This is a genomic window from Anaerobiospirillum sp. NML120449, assembly GCF_023051105.1.
In the GTDB taxonomy this organism is placed as follows: Bacteria; Pseudomonadota; Gammaproteobacteria; order Enterobacterales; family Succinivibrionaceae; genus Anaerobiospirillum.
This window is the reverse complement of record NZ_JALKIL010000022.1, coordinates 1-20042: the sequence shown is the minus strand read 5'-3', so window position 1 is coordinate 20042 and position 20042 is coordinate 1. Positions and strand designations below refer to the sequence as shown.

At 51.1% G+C, this 20042-nt stretch carries 9 protein-coding genes; 6 read left to right on the top strand and 3 right to left on the bottom strand.

The window, feature by feature from the left end:
- Position 1: 1 nt before the first annotated feature.
- Positions 2-481 (bottom strand): hypothetical protein, encoded by a 480-nt coding sequence (locus MXE41_RS07520; RefSeq protein WP_246978955.1) that lies wholly within the window; start codon positions 479-481, stop codon positions 2-4.
- A 1587-nt stretch (positions 482-2068) separates the two neighbouring features.
- On the opposite strand from MXE41_RS07520, the gene pepD reads away from it, so the two are divergent.
- From pepD to MXE41_RS07505, 3 genes are all read left to right on the top strand, one after another.
- Positions 2069-3565: a beta-Ala-His dipeptidase gene (gene pepD, locus MXE41_RS07515; RefSeq protein WP_246978956.1), complete on the top strand. Its 1497-nt coding sequence runs from the start codon at positions 2069-2071 to the stop codon at positions 3563-3565.
- 2099 nt (positions 3566-5664) lie between these two features.
- Positions 5665-6897 carry an efflux RND transporter periplasmic adaptor subunit gene (locus MXE41_RS07510; protein ID WP_247074171.1) on the top strand — a complete coding sequence of 411 codons (1233 nt, stop codon included), beginning with the start codon at positions 5665-5667 and terminating at the stop codon, positions 6895-6897.
- A gap of 295 nt (positions 6898-7192) precedes the next feature.
- Positions 7193-10684, top strand: coding sequence for an efflux RND transporter permease subunit (locus MXE41_RS07505; protein ID WP_247100054.1), 3492 nt, complete (start codon positions 7193-7195; stop codon positions 10682-10684).
- A 690-nt stretch (positions 10685-11374) separates the two neighbouring features.
- Here MXE41_RS07505 and MXE41_RS07500 read toward each other — a convergent pair.
- Positions 11375-12589: an acetate kinase gene (locus tag MXE41_RS07500; RefSeq protein ID WP_348647424.1), complete on the bottom strand. Its 1215-nt coding sequence runs from the start codon at positions 12587-12589 to the stop codon at positions 11375-11377.
- 1182 nt (positions 12590-13771) lie between these two features.
- On the opposite strand from MXE41_RS07500, the gene pdxH reads away from it, so the two are divergent.
- From pdxH to MXE41_RS07485, 3 genes are all read left to right on the top strand, one after another.
- Positions 13772-14413 (top strand): pyridoxamine 5'-phosphate oxidase, encoded by a 642-nt coding sequence (gene pdxH, locus MXE41_RS07495; protein WP_246978960.1) that lies wholly within the window; start codon positions 13772-13774, stop codon positions 14411-14413.
- A gap of 427 nt (positions 14414-14840) precedes the next feature.
- On the top strand, positions 14841-15737 hold the full coding sequence (locus tag MXE41_RS13235; RefSeq protein WP_246978961.1) for a DUF2726 domain-containing protein: 897 nt from the start codon (positions 14841-14843) through the stop codon (positions 15735-15737).
- Positions 15738-16035: 298 nt separating this feature from the next.
- The gene (locus MXE41_RS07485) at positions 16036-18288 is read left to right on the top strand and encodes a hypothetical protein (protein WP_247100052.1); all 2253 of its coding nucleotides are present in this window, start codon (positions 16036-16038) and stop codon (positions 18286-18288) included.
- Between the two features lie 271 nt (positions 18289-18559).
- Here MXE41_RS07485 and purU read toward each other — a convergent pair whose 3' ends face one another.
- A complete protein-coding gene (gene purU, locus MXE41_RS07480) occupies positions 18560-19408 on the bottom strand; it encodes a formyltetrahydrofolate deformylase (RefSeq protein WP_246978827.1) in 849 nt (282 codons plus the stop codon).
- Positions 19409-20042 lie beyond the last annotated feature (634 nt).

Here is a 20042-nt window from a genome sequence, read left to right as displayed (position 1 = left end):
ACTAGTCTTCGATAGCAATCTCCGGGTGAGCGGCCTTGAGGCTGTCACGAATAACATACTTGAGCTTGAGCTCAGTGTTCTTGGCCTTGCGGACCAGGAAGATGTTGCCATAAATCAGACGGAAGTTTCTTGGGTCAGCCTTGATAACACCGATATCGGTGATCAGATTACCCTTAGGATCGAGTCGGCCGCTGAACATATGTGGTTCAGTAGAGCGCCATCTTGCCTTGGTAGCGTTTGGAGTAACCTCGTAATCAGAAGTGGTTACGCGGATTATGTACTCAGATTCGTTCTTGCCAGGAACGATTTCGTACTGATGGATAGTTGCGTGTGGACCGCCGCGTTCATCAAGACCTATCCATGTACCGGAATAATCATCGATGGAATTACCGCATCCTCCCATGGTCATGGCAAAAATAACAGCAACCACAGCAACGGTCATGGACCTGAATTTTCGAGATATCAAAGTAATCAAGGACATAATAAGCTCCCTAAACTGTCAGTATGAAAACAAGAAAGAGCAATCACGGCACCGGCAAACACCGGTTATCTTACAGTCACCTCTTCTGACTTACACCCAGGCTGCCTTTGCAGAGCCGGTACAGCTGTGTGCAGCCGGGCCAGTAACAGCCTCGGGGTAATACATGTGAAGCGGCCAGGTCTTAATCAGACCACTGAGCCGTGACAATAAACCAGAACACTCTCCGCCATTTACACCTGATACCAGGGGGCATGAGGAAAGTTAATTCTATTAGTGCTGACGGCCGGCCTTGTCCTTATCCTGCGGCGGGCCTTATCCCTGAAATATTATCTAAGGGCAACAAAGAAAAGCATTACCTGGATGTACTGGGCGCCAGGCAGTGCTCAGGAAACGTTTCCTGAATACGGCACCGCAGAATCATCTGTTGTACTTATATTATCGGCGCCTGAAATAATCTTATGATAGGGCCTGTACTGCAAATTCTCATTTATTGCAATTCTGTGATCTGTAACTCAAAAGCCATTAAGATAATTTCGCAGTTTTCAGGATCACCAGGGCACTCAATAATGGCATGCCAATAAGCTTTTTTAAGGGCATAACTGGCGAAAATAAAGGAATGATAACGTTTTCTGATTCACGCATAATTATATGAACTCTAGCTCAAACATTATTCATGCGTAAAATACCATGAAAACCACAGGCATGAGCAACTTGTCATACCTGCCAGCAATCTTAAATATGTTGTCGCCATGACATACAGCCACTCCCCTCACCATCACTTACAAAGCCCTCCAAACGCCTGTATTTAAGCCATTAATAAGGCAAATCACAGTCCCGTTTTCTGCCAGTCGTGATGCAATGAAAACGTCAGTTCTGGCAGAAGCCATTGTCTTAGAGCTCAGCAATTTCAGGCAGGCAAAAGCCACTTAAAATGTCCGGTCACGGCGTACTGGATATCAAGTGCTAAAACAGAAAATACGATTTCACCACCAAAAAATTCTATTTAAGCACCTGACAGACTGATCAGGACATTTTTACCACTTCCTCATACCGGGCATTTTGCAAGGTAAGACCAGGCATAAATTACAGGTCAGCACAAAGTACCATTTGCCCTCCCACAGCATTCCCGGCAACACCTGGCACAGCCTGGCTGCACCGCCACCACAGGTTCTGATGGCACAGGCAGCGCGTCCAAAGCCTGGCAACCTGGTCAGATAACCAGTTCAGCAGATCGCGCTCAGTATTATGAGAGTGAAAACTGCAATAGGAGGGAGGCTGGGCCTGATGCGGGCTATGTACTGTGCCCATGAGCTGGCAGCTGCATTTGTGCCATGCTTCAAGCCCGTACATGAGCCGGACTGCCTGTTTAAGATCAAATTGGTCGGCACGGCCGTTTTTATCTTGCCTTAGCTGGCTATAAAACATAATATAGGGGCCATCTGAGAGTCTGGTATCAAGAGCGGGTTCTCAGGCTTTTCCATTGCGGGCTGTTACGCCCGTTTTGTCTTTCTGGTCGCCTCAAAAAGGCCGGTTTGTATATTTTGCGGTGCAGGCTGCTAACCTGTCGGCACCCTGGAACTTTTTCATATGGAAATCAAAGAACTTGCTCCTCAGGCTGTTTTTACTCACTTCCAGAATCTGTGCGCCATTCCTCACCCTTCTGGTCACGAAAGAGGCATTGCCAAGTACCTGGTGAACTTTGCTCAGACCAACGGTCTTGAGTGTGAGCTTGAGGACTGCGGTAATGTCATTCTCAAAAAGAAGGCATCTGCCGGTCGTGAAAACAGCCCGGTAATCATCATGCAGGGCCATATCGACATGGTTCCTGTTGCCCGTGACGGCTTTGCTCACGACTTTACCCGTGATCCAATCGTGCCACGCATCATGACCGCTGACAGCGAAGGCGTTTCCCAGAAGATGCTGGAGATCTGCGATGGCCCTTATATCACCGCCACCAACACCACTCTTGGTGCTGACGATGGCCTGGGCGTAAGTCTGATCCTGGCTCTGCTTGAGGACAAGGAACTCAGCCACGGCCCTATCACCGCTATTTTCACCGTCGAAGAAGAAAGCTCCATGAAGGGAGCTATTGAGCTTGACCCTGAGTACCTCAAGGGTGACTACCTGCTCAACCTCGACTCTGAGGACCACGGTGAGCTCTTCGTTGGCTGCGCAGGCAGCATCAATGCCAACGTAACCTTCGTCCCAGAGCTGGTTAAGGTTGTTGACTGCACTTCCATCGTACTCAACCTCACCGGTCTGCGCGGCGGCCACTCCGGCTGTGATATCAACTTAAACCGTGGCAATGCCATCGACATCATGTGCGGTATCCTTGCCGAGGTTGCCGACACTAACGATTTCTTCATCCAGAAGTTCCACGGTGGTCAGATCAGAAACTCCATCCCACATACCTGCTATGTGGAGCTGGCTGTTCCCAAGGATACCATCAACGAGCTCAAGGATGCCGCCCGTGCGGCCATGGTGCGCTACCAGGATCTCTACAACGACACCGATCCTGACATGCACCTGATTCTGGGCAGCTGCCCGCTGCAGGCTACCGCTCTGTCCTACACCTCATCTCAGAATCTGATTTCCCTGCTGCGCGCTCTGCCAAATGGCGTTATCAGAATGTCCCGTGAGTACAAGGGTGTAGTTGAGACCTCCTGCAACCTGTCCACTGTAAGAACCCGTAATGATTCCATCGTTATCGGTCTGCTGCCACGCTCCCTCAAGGACCATGGCCTTGATGATGTTATCGACAAGATCGACTGCATCTGCTCTCTGCTGGACAATGTTGAAGCCGGCTTCTCAGGCCGCAGCTTTGGCTGGACCTCTCCAACCTCAAGCCGCCTTATCGACATTCTCAAGGATGAGTACCGCAAGCAGTGCGATCTGGAGGTCAAGATCACCAGCATTCACGCTGGTCTTGAGACTGGCTACTTTGCCAAGGCCAATCCAGAACTTCAGATGATCTCCCTTGGCCCTACCGTACGCAGCCCTCACTCCCCTGACGAGTGCTGCTCCATCCGCCACACCGAGCAGATCTACTCTATTCTCAAGTCCACACTCAACCGTCTGGACTAACAGAACAGATGCACACCAGTAACTGCCAGGCCTGATTCAGCCTGCCATACACAGACCGTACGAGCCGGCCGTAAGTATGGCGTACAGTGCTCTGATGCAGTAACAGCAAAGGACAGTTCCCTTTATGGAACTGTCCTTTGTTTTTTTGGGTCCTGCCAGGTCCATGCCCTCAGCCGTCACTGCCTGTGACCATGCCCCTGCTGTTTCCTTTCATAGCAAGACAAAGCCAAGGTCAGGATCAGCGCGTCCTGCTGCTGTGATTAGCAGCCTGGTTGAGACTCCAGATTAAGTTTCAAGGCCAGCATGCCAGCCAGGCGATATGCCAGGCTGAGGTATCCGGCGAGATGCCAGATTGAGATATCTGGCGAGACGCCAGGCTGAGATATCCGGCGAGATGCCAGATTGAGATATCTGGCGAGACGCCAGGCTGAGATATCCGGCAAGATACCAGATTGAGATATCCGGCGAGATACCAGTCCTGGATGCCTGATTGAAGTGACTGAATGACTGTTTTCGACTAAAGATGCCTGTTGGCGGCGGTGACGGGGATGATTATGAGCTTTTGCCAGGGCGGCTGTGGTCACTACAGGAGAAAATGCCGTATGGTATGAACCATGGTAAAAATAAAAATCAATATCAAATTTTGTGACATAGTTAACTTTCTAAGTAAAAGCTAAGTTTCATTGTTTACTATGAATGCACGTTCCGAATAGAAGTAACGTAAGCGCATTTGATTAGCAAAAGGGCCTTGTCAGAGCATATGACAAGGCCTTTTTTATTTGTCCTGCCTCTGTGTTTTTGAGAAAAAAATGCCCTGGGGAAAAAATTCAGGCACTTTATCTGACTTTTCCACTCAAAACAGTGAAATTTCTGAAAAAAGTCTATATATTTCATTGTTGGGCTCGGTTCACCGCCCCCTGTAACTTCAATGTGATGGTGACCAATGCATGCTAAATTTCTTCCAGCCCTGCCGCTGCCTGTGCTTTAAACAGTACCGGGCGCGACTCACCTCGCGCCCCATGGCACAGGACCGCTGTGCATGTGCTTGCTGCACCGGTTCGCTGCGTGAGATGGCCGCACCGGTTCGCTGCGTGAAATGGCCACACCGGTTCGCTGCGTGAGATGGCCGTGCAGGCTCGCTGAGTTAGCAGTCTGCCGTCGATCTGTGGGCAACATGCGTTCCATGGTGCATTAAGGCACTTATTTGACCTCAAAAGGCCGCCGCTCATTCAAAACCAGGACTGAGCGGCTATGATATACAGTGCCGCTTTGCCTCTGCACTTCAGGCTTATGTGGAAGAGCTAAGTGCAGATGACAGCTTCACGTGCCCAGGAGCCTGAACCAGTCTGATAAAGTCAGGCGGTCAAAACCCGGCATCATCCTGCAGTTTTACGTGAGTATCTCAATACCTGTATGCTCTGACAGGATCTGGTGTACGGTGCTGATATCCTGCTGATACATACTGAGGCAAGGAGCTGTGGCTGCTATGATTTTTAATGTCATTACAGCTGCTTCGGTTTTGCCCCTTTGTCTTCAATGACACTTTGTCTTTACTGCCGGCGCTGGTCTGTATGGCGGCAACGGTGATATTTGGCTATAAGATATTGCCCTTATCACTACATCACTTATCTCACTGCTCATCAGGCCCTGAGTTGACTGAAATTTTACAGGGCGGCAGTGATTGATTTCTGGTGAGACCTCCATGGTCTCAGACATGCTTACCAGTATGGCCGGAGCAGCCTGTTTTTGCAGGCGCCCGGCCCCGATTATTAAACGCCCTGCCCGGGGCAGATGTCCTGAGCCTTCTGTTCTTCAGCTCAGGGGCATCACTTCATAACTTCAAGCCTGCAGCTGTGTCTCAGGCCTGAATTATGTCTATGCATTCTGTCTTACAGTCACAATGCAACCTGTGCACTTTATGCTGCTCCTGCCACGTCTGCCCTTATGCAGCAGCGGAGCCCTGCAGCAACTGCAGCTGATGACTGCCGACCTTAATGGGAACAAGGATCCTCTGTCTTATGCCTCATCCTGGACCTGAATACCGCAGCAAATTATCCCTTGTCAGCCGTCTGGTGCTGATCATCACCTCATTGGGTGTTATGTCCCTTTTTACTGCCGGTTGCGATGACAGGCCCAAAACAGCCTCCACTCCTTCGGCTGCCGATGTCTTCTTTGAAGTAAGCACCATTCACCCTGAGTTTAAAAACCGGGAGCGTTCCTTTACGCTCAGCGGCCGTGTGCGCGCCTTTACCCGCGCTGACGTGCGACCTCAGGTTGACGGTATCGTGCTCAACCGCCTCTTTGAAGAAGGTTCAGCCGTAGAGCAGGGCACACCTTTGTATGAGATTGACCCGGCACCATTCATGGCCAGCCTTGAGCATGCCCAGGCATCCTATGAAAGAGCCGTGGTGCAGAGAAAGATGGCCCTTAAGGATTATGAGCGTTACAACATGCTCTATCGCCGCCGCTCTGCCAGTGAAAAGGAGCGCGATGACGCCCTGCTGGCCTATGAGCTGGCTCAGGCTGATGAAAAGCTCTACAAGGCCGCCCTTGATAAGGCCAAGATTTCCCTTGCCTACACTACCGTACGTGCCCCTATTGCCGGAATTATCGGCTCCTCAAAGATTACCCGTGGCGCCCTGGTTAACGCCAATCAGAACACTCCTCTGGCCACCATCATTGACCTCGACAAGGTCTATGTGGACATGGAGCAGAGCTCCCTTGAGTGGCGCCGTCTGCGTCAGGGTCTGATTGACGGTTCCATCTACCTCAATGATCGCGCCTATGACGTCTCCTTATACTTTGAAGACGGCACCCTTTACAGTCACCTTGGTAATCTGAGCCTGTCTGAAGTACTGGTAGATGAAGATTCCGGTGCTCTGTCCTTAAGAGCCATTTTTGACAACCCTGATCATCTGCTGCTGCCAGGTATGGCCGTAGTCTGTAAGGTCAATGGCGGTGTCTCCCAGAACATCATGACCCTGCCTGCCAAGGCCGTAATGCGTGACCCTAAGGGCAATGCCTATGTCTATACCGTTCAGGAAGACCGCGTACTGCAGACTCCGGTGCAGCTGGGCGAGCTGTATAACGACGGCTGGCAGATTCTGGATGGCCTCGACAGCTCCTATGAAGTAGTAATTTCAGGTGCTGCCGCATTACGTCAGGGTTCACGTATTCGCGTTATCAATCAGGACGGTGTGAATATCACTCTTGATGGCGCCAAGGGCGACAAGAACAAGGAAGCAGCCGTAAAGGCTGTATCCAACCCTACCACCAGCGCCTCAGGCCTTGGTCAGAGCTCAGCCAGTGCACCTGCCACCTCCATGCCTTAAGAGAACACTTAAGCACTCCTGTTCAGGCATACGAGCTAAAGCTACCATAAGGCTCGTCTGTAAGCATCACTGTGGCGCGCAGCGCCCGCCCCCTGGCACGGCGCGCTGCACTGGCCGCACGGATCTGCCATCAGGACCTGCCCTGCAGGGGCTGCCCTGCCGGGCCTTACTGGCCGGGCACAGCATGCTGGCCAGTAAGGCCCGGCGAGGACAGCACAGCAGCCTGGGCTGCAAATAGACACTGAAAAGAACGACAATCGGATGCTCAAAGGTTTGAGCATCTCAAGGAATTGCCATGATCAGTAAATTTTTCATTGACCGACCTGTAGCAGCATGGGTTATCGCGATCATGATTATGATCGTGGGCCTTATCTGTCTGCCGCGCATGAAGATTGCGCGCTTTCCGGAAATTGCTCCGCCTACAGTAAGCGTCAGCACCTCCTACTCCGGTGCCTCTGCCCAGACAGTGGAAAACTCCGTAGCTCAGATTATTGAGCAGGAAATGACAGGTCTGGACGGACTGATCTACTTTTCAACCACTACTACCTCTGATGGTAATGCCCGTTTCCGTTTTTCCTTTGATACCAACGTCGATGTGGACGTTGCCCAGATGCAGGTACAGAACCGTCTGAGCGGCGTACTGTCGCGTCTGCCGGACTCGGTTCAGAGATCGGGTGTCAGAGTGCGCAAGGTCTCAGACGATGTGCTGCAGACCATTTCTTTCTATACCACCAATGATTCCATGAGCCAGGAGGACATTGCAGACTTCCTGGTATCTGTCGTTCAGGACCCTATTTCCCGTCTTAACGGTGTAGGTGATGTCTCGGTATTCGGCTCATCCTATGCCATGCGTATCTGGCTTGATAACAACAAGCTCAAGCAGTACAAACTCAATCCCTCTGAAGTTGTTCAGGCCATTAAAAACCAGAACAAGCAGATTTCCGTAGGTCAGCTGGGCGGTCTGCCATCAGTGCCCGAGCAGACCATTAACGTAACCATCAAGTCACGTGAGCTTCTGCAGAGCATAGGCGACTTTGAAAAGATTCTGGTCAAGGTCACAACCTCTGGTGCTGCCGTTTACCTCAAGGATATTGCCCGTATTGAAATGGGCCGCAGCTCCTACAATTACTTTGGTAATTACAACAAGAGCCCTATGGCCTCCCTGCAGATCAGCCTTGCAGACGGCGCCAATGCCGTTGAGGTAGCTGAAAAGGTCAAAGCCGAGCTTGAGCATCTGCGCCCGCTCTATCCGAACAATCTTGAATACGCCATTCCTTATGACACCGTGCCTTTCGTTAAGGCCTCGCTTTATGAAGTAGCCAAGACCCTGGTTGAAGCGCTGATTCTGGTGTCGCTGGTTATCCTGCTCTTCTTAAGAGACATACGATCTACCCTGATCGTGTCTCTGACTATCCCAATCGTGCTTTCAGCAACCATTGTGGTGCTGTACTTCTTTGGCTACTCGATCAATACCCTCACCATGTTCGCCATGGTGCTGGCCATTGGTCTGCTCGTAGACGATGCCATTGTGGTGGTGGAGAACGTCAACCGACTTATCTACACGGAAAACCTCTCGCCTTATGAGGCCTCGGTGAAATCGATGAACGAAATCACCTCGGCTCTGTTTGGTGTGGGTCTGGTTATTGTGGCCGTATTTACCCCTATGTCCTTCTTCTCAGGAGCTACGGGTAATATCTACCGCCAGTTCTCAGTAACCATTGTGGCCTCAATGGTAGTTTCCATTATCGTAGCCGTAATCATTACCCCGGCCCTGTGCGCCACTATTCTCAAGGTACATCGCCGTAATCCGCACGCTCCTGCCCGCCGTGGCCTGATGTCACTGTTCGACAGCTTCTTTAATGTGCTCCAGAACGGCTACCTGAAGATCAACTATTACTGCCTGCGCCACAAGATTCAGGTCATGGTCTTTTTCTTTGCCCTGATTGGCGCTACCGGCTGGCTCTTTAATAAAATCCCAAGCTCATTCCTGCCTATTGAGGACCAGGGCGTTATTTCAGTACGTATTATCCTGCCATCATCCTCAACCATGGCTCAGACTGCCAAGGTAGGCCGTGATGTAGAGAACTACTTCCTTGAGCATGAAGTAGACAATATCAAGGGTATTCTGCTGTCTCTTGGTTCAGGTGGCAGCTCCAAGGGTCAGGCCACTGCCAACGCCAGCATCAGACTGGTTCCATGGGAAATGCGTGAGGGTCCGGAAAACAGCGCTCAGGCAATTCTGGCCCGTGCCAAGGAGTACTTTGACAATTATCCTGATGCCGAAATCCGTATGTCCATGCCAGCCTCCATTTCCGGTATGGGTGGTTCCTCAGGCTTTTATGTCTATGTTCAGAACATCATGGGCAACAGCCATGAGCAGTTCATGAAGGATGTTGAGGACATAGTAAGACAGGCCCGTTCCAGCCCTGTTCTGTATAACGTGCGCTCCAATGCTCAGGCCGATGCCCTGCAGCTTAATATCAATATTGATGACTTCCGTGCCGGTCAGTTCCAGCTTGAACCGTCCACCATCAATGAAAACCTGCAGATTGCCTGGGGCGGTACCTACGTCAATGACTTTATGGACCGTGGCCGTGTCAAGAAGGTTTATGTTCAGGCTGACGCCCACTTCCGTGCTCTTCCATCTGATCTCAACAAGCTCTACTTCAAGAACAAGGAAGGCAAGATGGTGTCCTTTGACACCGTAGGCAGTGTTGAGTGGACCTATGGCCCTCAGCAGCTTGAGCGCTTTAACGGCGTATCCTCCATATCCATCTTTGGTGACCCGGCTCCTGGCGTCTCCTCAGGTGAGGCCATGGATGAAATCGCCCGCATTATCGAGCAGCATCCGGGCAACTACGGTTATGCCTGGGCTGGTATTTCCTATCAGGAAAAGCTCACCGGTTCCAATCAGGGCGCCCTCTTTATCATCTCGGCTCTGGTGGTATTCCTGAGCCTTGCAGCCCTGTATGAGTCCTGGTCTATTCCTTTTGCCGTTATGCTCATCGTGCCTATCGGTATTTTCGGTGCCCTGCTATTTGTGGCTTTCCGAGGTATGGCCAATGATGTTTACCTGCAGGTAGGTCTGTTGACTACGGGAGGTCTGTCGGCGAAAAATGCCATTCTCATTGTCGAATACGCCCACCAGTTCCGCCAGCAGGGCCGCTCCCTGCTGCGCAGCGCCCAGGAGGCTGCCGCACTGCGTTTCCGCCCTATTGTCATGACCTCTATTGCGTTCCTGCTCGGTGTTCTGCCACTGCTGAGCGCCAAGGGCGCCGGTGCTGCTTCCCAGCAGTCCATTGGTACAGGTGTATTTGGCGGTACCGTATTTGCCACCTCACTGGGTCTTATTATGGTGCCGGCCTTCTTCGTGGTCATCTCCCTGATGTTTAATCCACCAGGACGCCGTCGCCGCCGCTACCACAACATGCTGGCCGAAAGAGCGGCCGACGCCGCTCTGGCTGCCAATGCTGGCCAGGCTGCAGATGACAATGCTCAAAAGGTTTCAGACGCCGCCTCATCTGGCACATCGTCAGGAAAAAAGAAGAAAAAGCGTGGCAGCAAAATCCAGGATGAGGTGACCAGCAATGCCAATGACAAAGAATGGTCACATCCACACGAACATCCTGAGAGTACGGACAAGGACTACGTCCCCGTAGACACGTCCGAGGCTGCCGCCCTGGACAGCGCTGACGGGCAGCACAGCAGCTCCCCGGTCACCGAAAAATCGGATGCCAATGCTGACGCAACATCCAAAGACGACAGCTCTGACCAAAAACGCAGCTGAGTACAGAAATAAAGCAGCTCTCTGACAGCTACTGTCAGGGGCTGATCAGACGCTCAAACGCCCTCCGATCACAAGACAGGAGGGCGTTTTGCTTTGCGCACCTTACGCCACGGATCATCTGATCCGGACCTCTCCAGCCCCTGGCAATACAGCCTCCCTAAGAGGCTGCAGGCAGATGCTGAAGACCCGGCAGTGCTGCAGACCTGGCTGCGGCCACTGGCACGGCCCATAACCAGAACCGCAGCAATGGCCAGGAGCGCATTCAGTGCCCAGCTGGAGCAATGCAAGGTGTGCCGCGCAGGAGGCTGCTGTAAACACGCCGAGCAGCGCATCCTCATGCTGAGCGTGAGCCATGAACCGCACTGAGCTGACAGGCAACTCTTAATTGCCCCTGAAAGAAGAGCATTTCGCCCAGGACAGGTGCGCGGCCAATGCATGATGCACTGCCCGAGCGGTGATCTGTCAGTGCCGGAGGCTGTAAGAGCCGTGAGGCTTACAGAGCCGGGAGCTACCCAGACACACGGTGCATTAAGAGCTGGTCTGAATATGCCTGCGTTCGGGCACAGTATGCCGGGCAATGGCTGCACAGATAATTTACAAAACAAAAAAGGCAGCCCCATGGATGAGAGCTGCCTTTTTTGCTGAGGCTGCCGGCCTGGTGGCCGGCGCCTTTTAAGGTGAAGCTGTAAATTACTTGACGAACTTCATGGAAGACTGGGCGATAACCAGCTCTTCGTTGGTTGGGATCATGTAAACAGGGAATCTGGACTCTGGACTGGAGATTACGCCACCCTCGAAACCCAGACGGCCCAGGGCCTTGAGGTTGAGGTCTTCGTCGATCTCGATGCCGAAGGATTCCTTTAAGTACTTGCAGGTTAATAAACGGGCTTCCCAGCAGTTCTCACCGATACCGCCGGAGAATACGATGGCGTCAACGCGGCCTACTGGTACGAAGTAGGAAGCGATGAACTTGGCCAGACGGTAGGAGAAGGACTCCAGAGCCAGGGTGCAGTTAGCGTCGCCGTTCTCGTAACCCTCACAGATAGGACGCATGTCGGAGGATACGCCGGACAGACCTAATAAACCGGACTTCTTGTTGAAGATGTCCTTAACTTCCTCTACGGATAAGCCATTGTTCTTTGGATCGCAGAGGAAGAATACTACGGATGGGTCGATAGCACCGGTTCTGGTACCCATTACCAGACCGTCAAGTGGAGTCAGACCCATGGAGGTGTCCATGCACTTGCCGCCCTTAACAGCACATACGGAAGCGCCGCCGCCCAGGTGGCAGGTAATTACGTTGGTGTCCTCAACCTTCTTGCCCAGGAGACGTGCAGCTTCTTGAGCCAGGTACATGTGGGAAGTACCGTGAGCGCCGTAACGACGGATACCGCCCTTGGTGTAGTACTCCTCAGGGATGGCAAAACGGTAGGCCACTGGAGGCATGGTCTGGTGGAAAGCAGTGTCAAAGACAGCTACGTGTGGAATGGATGGGAAAGAGGTACGGGCAGCCTTGATACCCAGGATGTGTGCCGGGTTGTGTAAAGGAGCGAAAGGAATAACCTTCTCAATGTTGGCTAAAACTTCGTCGTCAATCTGGGTTGGGGCGCTGTAGTACTCGCCGCCGTGCACAATGCGGTGACCGCAGGCTACGATGGAATCAAGCAGATCCTTGTGGGAGCTTAAGATGTTATCAACGAGGTAAGCCAGTGCCTGCTCATGGTTGTAACCGGAGATGTTAGCCTTCTGCTTGTCCTCATCGCCAAAACGCCAGGAGATGAAAGCCTCAGGCAGGTTCATGGCCTCAGCGATACCGCTTAAGTGAACCTTGCCGTCCTCTGGATTCATGATAGCGAACTTAACTGATGAGCTGCCGCAGTTGATGACTAATACTGACTGATTGATAGTAGACATTGTGTACCCTAGATGACTAAACAAAACCCGTTATTTGAACAACCTGTCAAGCCGGGCTGGTTATGACAGACCCCTTATGTAGGGCAATCCCCGCACAGACTCACCTCTGTGCAGCATTAAAGATCTCAAGCACCGTGCATCAGCCTGATCACCATGACGGGATAATCGTTGACCATGACTGTTATCCCGGAATTTCCGGTGACTCAGTCAGCGCCTGATGACCTGCTGCACTGTCCTTTTCATACCAGGACATTTAGATAACAAAAAACCGCCAGAAGCGGATTTAATTAATCAGAACAACAGATAAATACGGTGTTCATTCCCATGCTTGACCTGGGTTCATTATAGCACCAGCCCTAAAAAGCGATTTTTCATAAATTCGATGCAGCTCAAATTTGAGGGAAAATTTGTAGTGAGAACATATATCAAAAAGTCCAGCAGACCGCTTGTCTTGGGGATTTGTAATTTTCAACACCGCTGTCTGTTAATGGTAACTATAATACAGTGACTTTAATAACTAAGTAAAATAAATATCAAAAAGCGATACAGTTGCACTTTTATCCTAAATACTTCAAACCAGAACAGCATATCCAGGCCGTTTTTCAGTCGTATGAAAATTGCCTTACATAAGTTTTTCTTATAATGCATTTTGTGAAAATGCACCATGTTTCTGCCAGGCAACAATGCGTATTACGCACCGGTCATGTCCCCCATAAAGGCTTATATTTACGGCTTTTGATAGCTATACCAGGGGATTTTTCTCATATCTAGTGCCAAGGACATCCCAGGAAGCATTAATTAACTGTTTTTAATATAGGGCCATTTTCAGCCCTCTAAAAATACCATTCACCATATCTGTCAACCCTGCGCGCCAACAGCCCGGCCCTGCCCCTGCTGCGACAGCTCCATCCATCAACCCCGGCTACCAGCCAGAACTTCAACATCAACAGCCCCTGCAGCGCCCTGTCGCACCTGCCACCCCCGCCTGCCAGCTGCTGCAGCGCGTCAGCGGCTGGAATTCATGCCACCCGCTGCAGCGCGTCAGCAGCTGGAATTCATGCCAGCGCTGCCCTGCAGCGGAGCAATGAGGGCCGTAACACAGCACAGTGCGCCATATCACTGCAGGCGTACTACAATGAGGGGCATAAATACTGGATTATTCAGAGGTTAACAATGATTGATGTTGCTCCGCTGCGCCGCAGCTATACCATGAACGGTCTTGATGAAAAGGATCTGACCCCGACCCCGATTCCGCTCTTTGAGCGCTGGCTCAAGGACATGCTTGATGCAGGTCTTTATGACCCTAATGGTGTAGTAGTAAGCACAGTGGATCAGACAGGTCAGCCTTACTCACGTATGGTGCTGCTCAAAAACTACGATGAAAAGTCCCTGGTATTCTTTACCAATCTGGGCTCACGCAAGGCACAGCACCTGGAGCACAACAATAAAATCAGCATGCTCTTTCCATGGTATTACCTGGAGCGTCAGGTGATGTTTGTCGGCCATGCTGAAAAGCTCTCTGTACCTGAGGTCATCAAATACTTCCACTCCCGTCCACGTGACAGCCAGATCGGCGCCTGGGCCTCCCATCAGTCCAGCCGCATCAGTGCCCGCTCCGTTCTGGAAAGCAAGTTCCAGGAGATTAAGGCCAAATTCTCCAATGGCGAAGTTCCCCTCCCATCATTCTGGGGCGGCTACCGCGTTTTCTTCCATCAGGTAGAGTTCTGGCAGGGCCGCGAAAACCGCCTCCACGATCGCTTTATCTACGATCTCCAGGAAGACGGCAGCTGGGCCACCTCCCGCCTCTCCCCATAATCAGCAAAACCAGGTCTCAGCTGCAGCTGCTGCCGCTGAAGGCAGCAGCTGCAGTGCATCACTCCATACCAGGCCATGCCAGGCATGACCTGGCATGGCCTGGTAACACGCTGACTGGCAACAAGCTGACTGGCCACAAGCTGGCTGGTAACAAGCTGACTGACTACACGCGGCCTTGCTGAAAGTATGTGCGCTGGGCATCCCGGCATGACGTATAACTATGCATTATGGAAAGCGTCTTTTCTGGTAATGAGCTTTGCAGCGTGATTGAGTGACAGGAATTATTGACTGCACAGCACGCAAAAGAAGGCTGTTGAGGGCAAAAGCTCAAAGATAAGGGCGCGGCAAACTATGCCCGGACAGGTATATTTGCTAATATGTGGCGCTGTTAACCAGCCTAAGACCAGTTTTTTCAGGGGCCTAAGACGTGCTCGCATATTTCCAGTCACTGTCCACTTCGACCATGGTGCTCTATCTTGCCATGGCCATACTTGGTATAGTTGTAATTCTGTATTTTGTGCCTTTTTCCGGCCGGAAAAATTCTGATGCCGACAGGAAGGGCAGCAAAGGACGCAACCAGTCCGGAGGCCGTAAAGGCAACCGTGGCTGGAGCCATAAAAAGAACAGTTCTCATGATTCGCGCAAAGGCGGCGATAAGGACAATGACAGTGGTGGTCGTGGCGGACTTTTTGGCAGCAGGAACAAAAATGGCGCCGCCAGACGTCATCGTGGTCTTTTTGGCCGAGGCGATGATGATGATAAGAGCCTCACCTCCAAAATGGACTTCCTCTCGTCCAACAAGGAAAATGCCACCGAGTTTACTCATCCCAAAGCTACCGATTCCTTTAACGAGCTGGTCAAGAAGGTTCAGCCCAAGGACATCAAAGGCGGTGACTTTGATGACATGGACCGTATCTTCAGCACTATGATTAAGGCTGGTGCTGTCACTGGGCGCAAGTTCCTGGTAACCAATTTCGAGCACAGCTATCTGGAAAAGCTGCGCATCTGGTTTGGCCATCAGTACTATGTCTACTGCCAGGTAAGCGTGGGCTCAGCTCTGGGCATCAACGTTGATGTATCAGATCTCAGCGTTCAGGAACGCCGCACCTTTGGTCAGAAATGCCACAACATGAGCTTTGACTTCGTGCTGGTTGAAAAGGCCACGGACCGTATTGTCTGTGCCATTGAGCTTGATGACCCAACACACCTCAATGCCGACCGCAAGCTGCGCGACCGCCGCCTGGACAGAGTATGCACAGCCGCCGGCCTGCCAATATTCCACATCACCAATATCTACCAGAAGCCTGACATTCGCCGCCTCTAGCCTCATGTCAGGCAGCCACTGTCAGAGCCAAAGGCGCCGTCGGCAGCCGCCGCTGCCTCCGGCTCTGGAATGCAGCTGCTGCCTGAGGCGGCGCACTGCGGCAGCAGACTCAGGTTACAAACGCTAATTTTGCATAGAACCGTGAACAATTAAATAGGATATTACTTTAATTCCCATATAAATCCCCATGGTTTTCATGATAAATAAGGCGTTTTTCTTATAATAAAACACTTATAATAATGCATTAAAATATACTGGAACATTTTCACGATACGTGAAAATTATCCTGGGCTTGTTTATGGGCTATATTTATCGAAACCTGCACGAAATATCTGTACCTGACTTTGCTACTCCTGACAGAAAAACTAATGAGGTTTCTGTCTACTACAGGGACACCTCTGGCAAGAGGCGTCGGTACATCATTGGCCAGCTGCTTTCCAATGGCAACATGCTTCCAAACGATAACTTTCGCAGGATGCACAGTGACCTGTGGGAGGCTCACTATGGACCCGATAAAAAGCAGGATCAAAGCCTGTCATCAGGTCTTTATGCGTCTGCATTGGCAGTTTCAGAGAGCAGTGGTCTATATCAGGCTGTTCTGGCTGCATTTGGCCCAGAGAAAGGCAATGCCTTTATGGACTACGCGCTGTTCAACATTAGCGAGAACACAAATGCTCTGACACACTTCCCTGACTATGCCCGAAAGAATGCAACTTTCTCAATCAAGCCTAAGGATGATGCATGGTATTCACGTGAGTTCAAATCAACTGACAGTGATGAGATAAACACTCTGAGAGAACAGTGGTTGTATGCCTGCCGTGACAGGTTCTCTATCAAGAAGGTATGGCTTGCAGTCGACGGCACTAATGATGACTGTAAGGCCACGCAATCTGAGCTTGCTGCCCAGGGTAAGTCAAAGTCGGGTACCTCATCCAACATTGTTGGCCAGATATGGGCTGTTGCAGCCGGGATTAACATGCCTGTAACCTGGCTTGTAAACCGTGGCAACATGACCGATGCAACTGCCTTTGAAAAGATCATCAAGCTTCTTGAACAGGCAGGCATTGAGGTTGAGGGCGTCATTCTTGACCGAGGTTTCAATGGTGATGAGATTATCAGCCTGGTTGAAAGCCTGGGCTATAACTGGATCATGATGCTCAAAGCCGAGACTTATGCACATCAGAGCATGATGAAAGATCACTCTGCCGAGATTTACTTCAAGGTCAACACCATAGTTAAAGAGGGCGGTCTGTATGGTGTTTCTTCAAGACAAAAGCTGTTCAGAGGAAGCGAGAGGGAATACTGTGTTTCCCTTTTCTTTCATGGAGTTAATGGGGCAGAACGCTTTATCCATCATATGGATAAGGCAATGCTCGAGTATGAGCGGGTCAAGGGTCTTATCGCCAGTGGCAAGACCAGTGTTTCAATAAATCCTAAGTTCAGTCAGGTTGTGCAAATTGTCAGCAATGACTCTGGCGGTTCTGAGGTGTATCTGGATCTTGAGCAGTTGCAGAGAGATTGCGGATCCATGGGGTATTTTTCCATTGCCTCCTCCTTACCTCTGGCTGCGGCAGAAGCTTATGCCAGGTACAGCACCCGTGACTGTGTTGATAATCCCTTCTCTGTTAACAATCCCCAAATTGGACATAACATTCTGCACTCTCATTTTGACGAGGGCATAAATGCACGAATTGCCTGCAGCTTCATAGCATGCGTTATTCGCTCACTTATCGGATACGCAGCAGACATTCCTGCATCTGACATAAACTCGATTATTAATGGTCTGAAAGAGGTTCAGATTCATATTGGTGAGGAGGGAAAGCTCCCAACCATCACGCGAGCAACGTTCAAGTCTGCAAGGAAAATCCTTGAGGATCTTGGTATAACCACTGTTTGTCTTCAGGCAATGGCTAATGAGATTGCTGATTTGCGTGTAAATTCCGCTATTTCACAGGTAAGGAAGCTGCCGCATATCGATTCTCTGTTTGGCAAGAAAAAGAGGGGCAGAAAGAAAACACCTGTTGATCCTGCGGCACAGGCATCCACCGTTGAGCCCGAGGGTACGGTTAAGCGCCGCCCAGGACGCCCTGCTGGCAGCAAGAACAAGAAGACCCTTGAACGGGAGGCTGCAGCGGCCAACATGCCTCCTGAGCCACCTGCTAAACGCGGTCGTCCTCCTGGCAGCAAGAACAAGAAGACCCTGGAAAGGGAGGCAGAGCTGGCTAAGGAACAGGTAAAGCGCCGTCCAGGACGCCCTCCGGGCAGCAAGAACAAAAAGACCCTTGAACGGGAGGCTGAGCTTGCAAAGGAATCGGTTAAGCGTGGACGTGGACGTCCAGCAGGCAGCAGAAACAAGAGCACAATAGAAAGAGAGCAGGCTCTTGCTGCTGCCATGAAAAGACGTCCTGGAAGGCCACCGGGCAGTCGTAACAGGACTCCTGAGGAACGGGCAGCACTGGAGGCGACTAAAAGACCTCGCGGACGTCCTTCTGTTTTGGCTGATGCTGTTGGTAATGACACCGTTGATGTTGAGAGACTACGTTCAACTTAACAGGTCCAGTATGAATCTCACTCATGAGTTGTTACATGGCATCTGCCCTTATAACAGGTGCCTGTTCATGCATCCTCCAGTCTGAGGATATTGTCATTTTTTCGTGGAAAATATTCCTGTTTAGTTAACCGCATTTAAGAACAGGCTACACTGATCTACGCAAAATTAACGTATAAAGAGAGCAAAGCCCCTGACAGAGTCATTCTGTCAGGGGCTTTGTTTATGTGCTGTCGCGGCAGGTTATAAGGCCTGTGGCATCTACAAGTGAAGATTAGAACACAATGGTCTTGTTGCCGTGGATAAAGACCTTGTTGTTAAAGACCTTGCCCAGAGCACGGGCCAGAACCATACGCTCTACGTCACGGCCGGCCTTGGCCATCTGAGCGGCCTCGTAGCGGTGAGTGACCTTGATAACGTCCTGCTCGATAATTGGACCTTCATCCAGATTGTCGGTAACGAAGTGGGCAGTGGCACCAATGATCTTTACGCCACGGTCAAAGGCCTGCTGATATGGCTTGGCGCCGATAAAGGCTGGCAGGAAGGAGTGGTGAATGTTGATAAGAGTGCCAGGACGGTAGTGGGCAACCATGCGTGGGGTAAGAATACGCATGTATTTGGCCAGGATAATGTAGTCTGGATTGTACTGGTCGATGAGATCCATCATGCGCTGATCATGCTCTTCGCGGGTCAGGCCCTCATGAGAGACTACGTGGAAAGGAATGTTAAACTTGGAAACCAGGTCGCCAAGGTCAGGGTAGTTACCTGCAACCATGACAATTTCGGCATTGAGTGAATCTGAATAGCTTCTCATCAGCAGATCACCAAGGCAGTGAGACTCCTTGGTAACCAGAATGACAATGCGTGGCTTGATGGACTTGTCCTTAAGACGAACTTCAGCACTCATTGGCATACGGGACTTAACACGGCTTAAGAACTTCTCCTCAATACCGTCTTCAAAGTTGCCCTCGAGCACAGTACGCATGAAAAAGCGATTGTCCTCAACTGAAGCGAACTGATCCTGGTGAACAATGTTCAGACCAAACTCAAAACAGGTGGTGGTTACATTGGCAATTAAACCTGTAGCATCAGGACACTCAGAGATTAGAACCTTTTGTTGCATGATAAAAACTACGTAAGTCCTCTGAAAGAAGATTTGACCACTCCGGCGAGATTCAGTCCTTTCACCACTTTGATACTCAACCGGTACAAGTTCAGGTCGCAGGCACAGCCAACAGCACAGCTTCCATTACAGACAGACTGCCGGCATAGCCGGTAAAGCTGTCTGCCTTCCATTTGCTGCACGACAGGCAATGCTCAGAACAACTCAAAAAACAGTTATGAATCCTACCAAAAACAGCCCCTTCTCTGAAGATGTGCAGATATATTTAATCATGGCACACAATGCGCAAAGCACAGTGCCCCTGCCCGGTCCAAAAATCGTAAACAAGGCATTTCCTGAACAGTGCACCACTGCCACGTGCACATAGGCACGTAAGCACGTAAGCTCCCTGTCGTGCACCACCGCACCGTCCTGTAACATAACACTGGCCCGGAGTACCCTCACTAATGGCCCGTGCACCGACAGACGTACCAATAAAGTGTCAGCCCGGCACTGTCATCTCCGCAGTACCTGCCCCGCAGTGCAAGCACGCAGCCTCAACTCACCCCCTGCCCCAGCCTCTGCCCCTGTCCCTGACTCTGCCCCTGTCCCTGACTCTGCCCCTGTCCATGCCACAGGCGACAGGCCACAGGCC

Coding starts and splice junctions, on each gene's coding strand:
- MXE41_RS07520 (WP_246978955.1), bottom strand. CDS start 481: ATGTCCTTGATTACTTTGATATCTCGAAAATTCAGGTCCATGACCGTT.
- pepD (WP_246978956.1), top strand. CDS start 2,069: ATGGAAATCAAAGAACTTGCTCCTCAGGCTGTTTTTACTCACTTCCAG.
- MXE41_RS07510 (WP_247074171.1), top strand. CDS start 5,665: ATGTCCCTTTTTACTGCCGGTTGCGATGACAGGCCCAAAACAGCCTCC.
- MXE41_RS07505 (WP_247100054.1), top strand. CDS start 7,193: ATGATCAGTAAATTTTTCATTGACCGACCTGTAGCAGCATGGGTTATC.
- pdxH (WP_246978960.1), top strand. CDS start 13,772: ATGATTGATGTTGCTCCGCTGCGCCGCAGCTATACCATGAACGGTCTT.
- MXE41_RS07485 (WP_247100052.1), top strand. CDS start 16,036: ATGGGCTATATTTATCGAAACCTGCACGAAATATCTGTACCTGACTTT.
- purU (WP_246978827.1), bottom strand. CDS start 19,408: ATGCAACAAAAGGTTCTAATCTCTGAGTGTCCTGATGCTACAGGTTTA.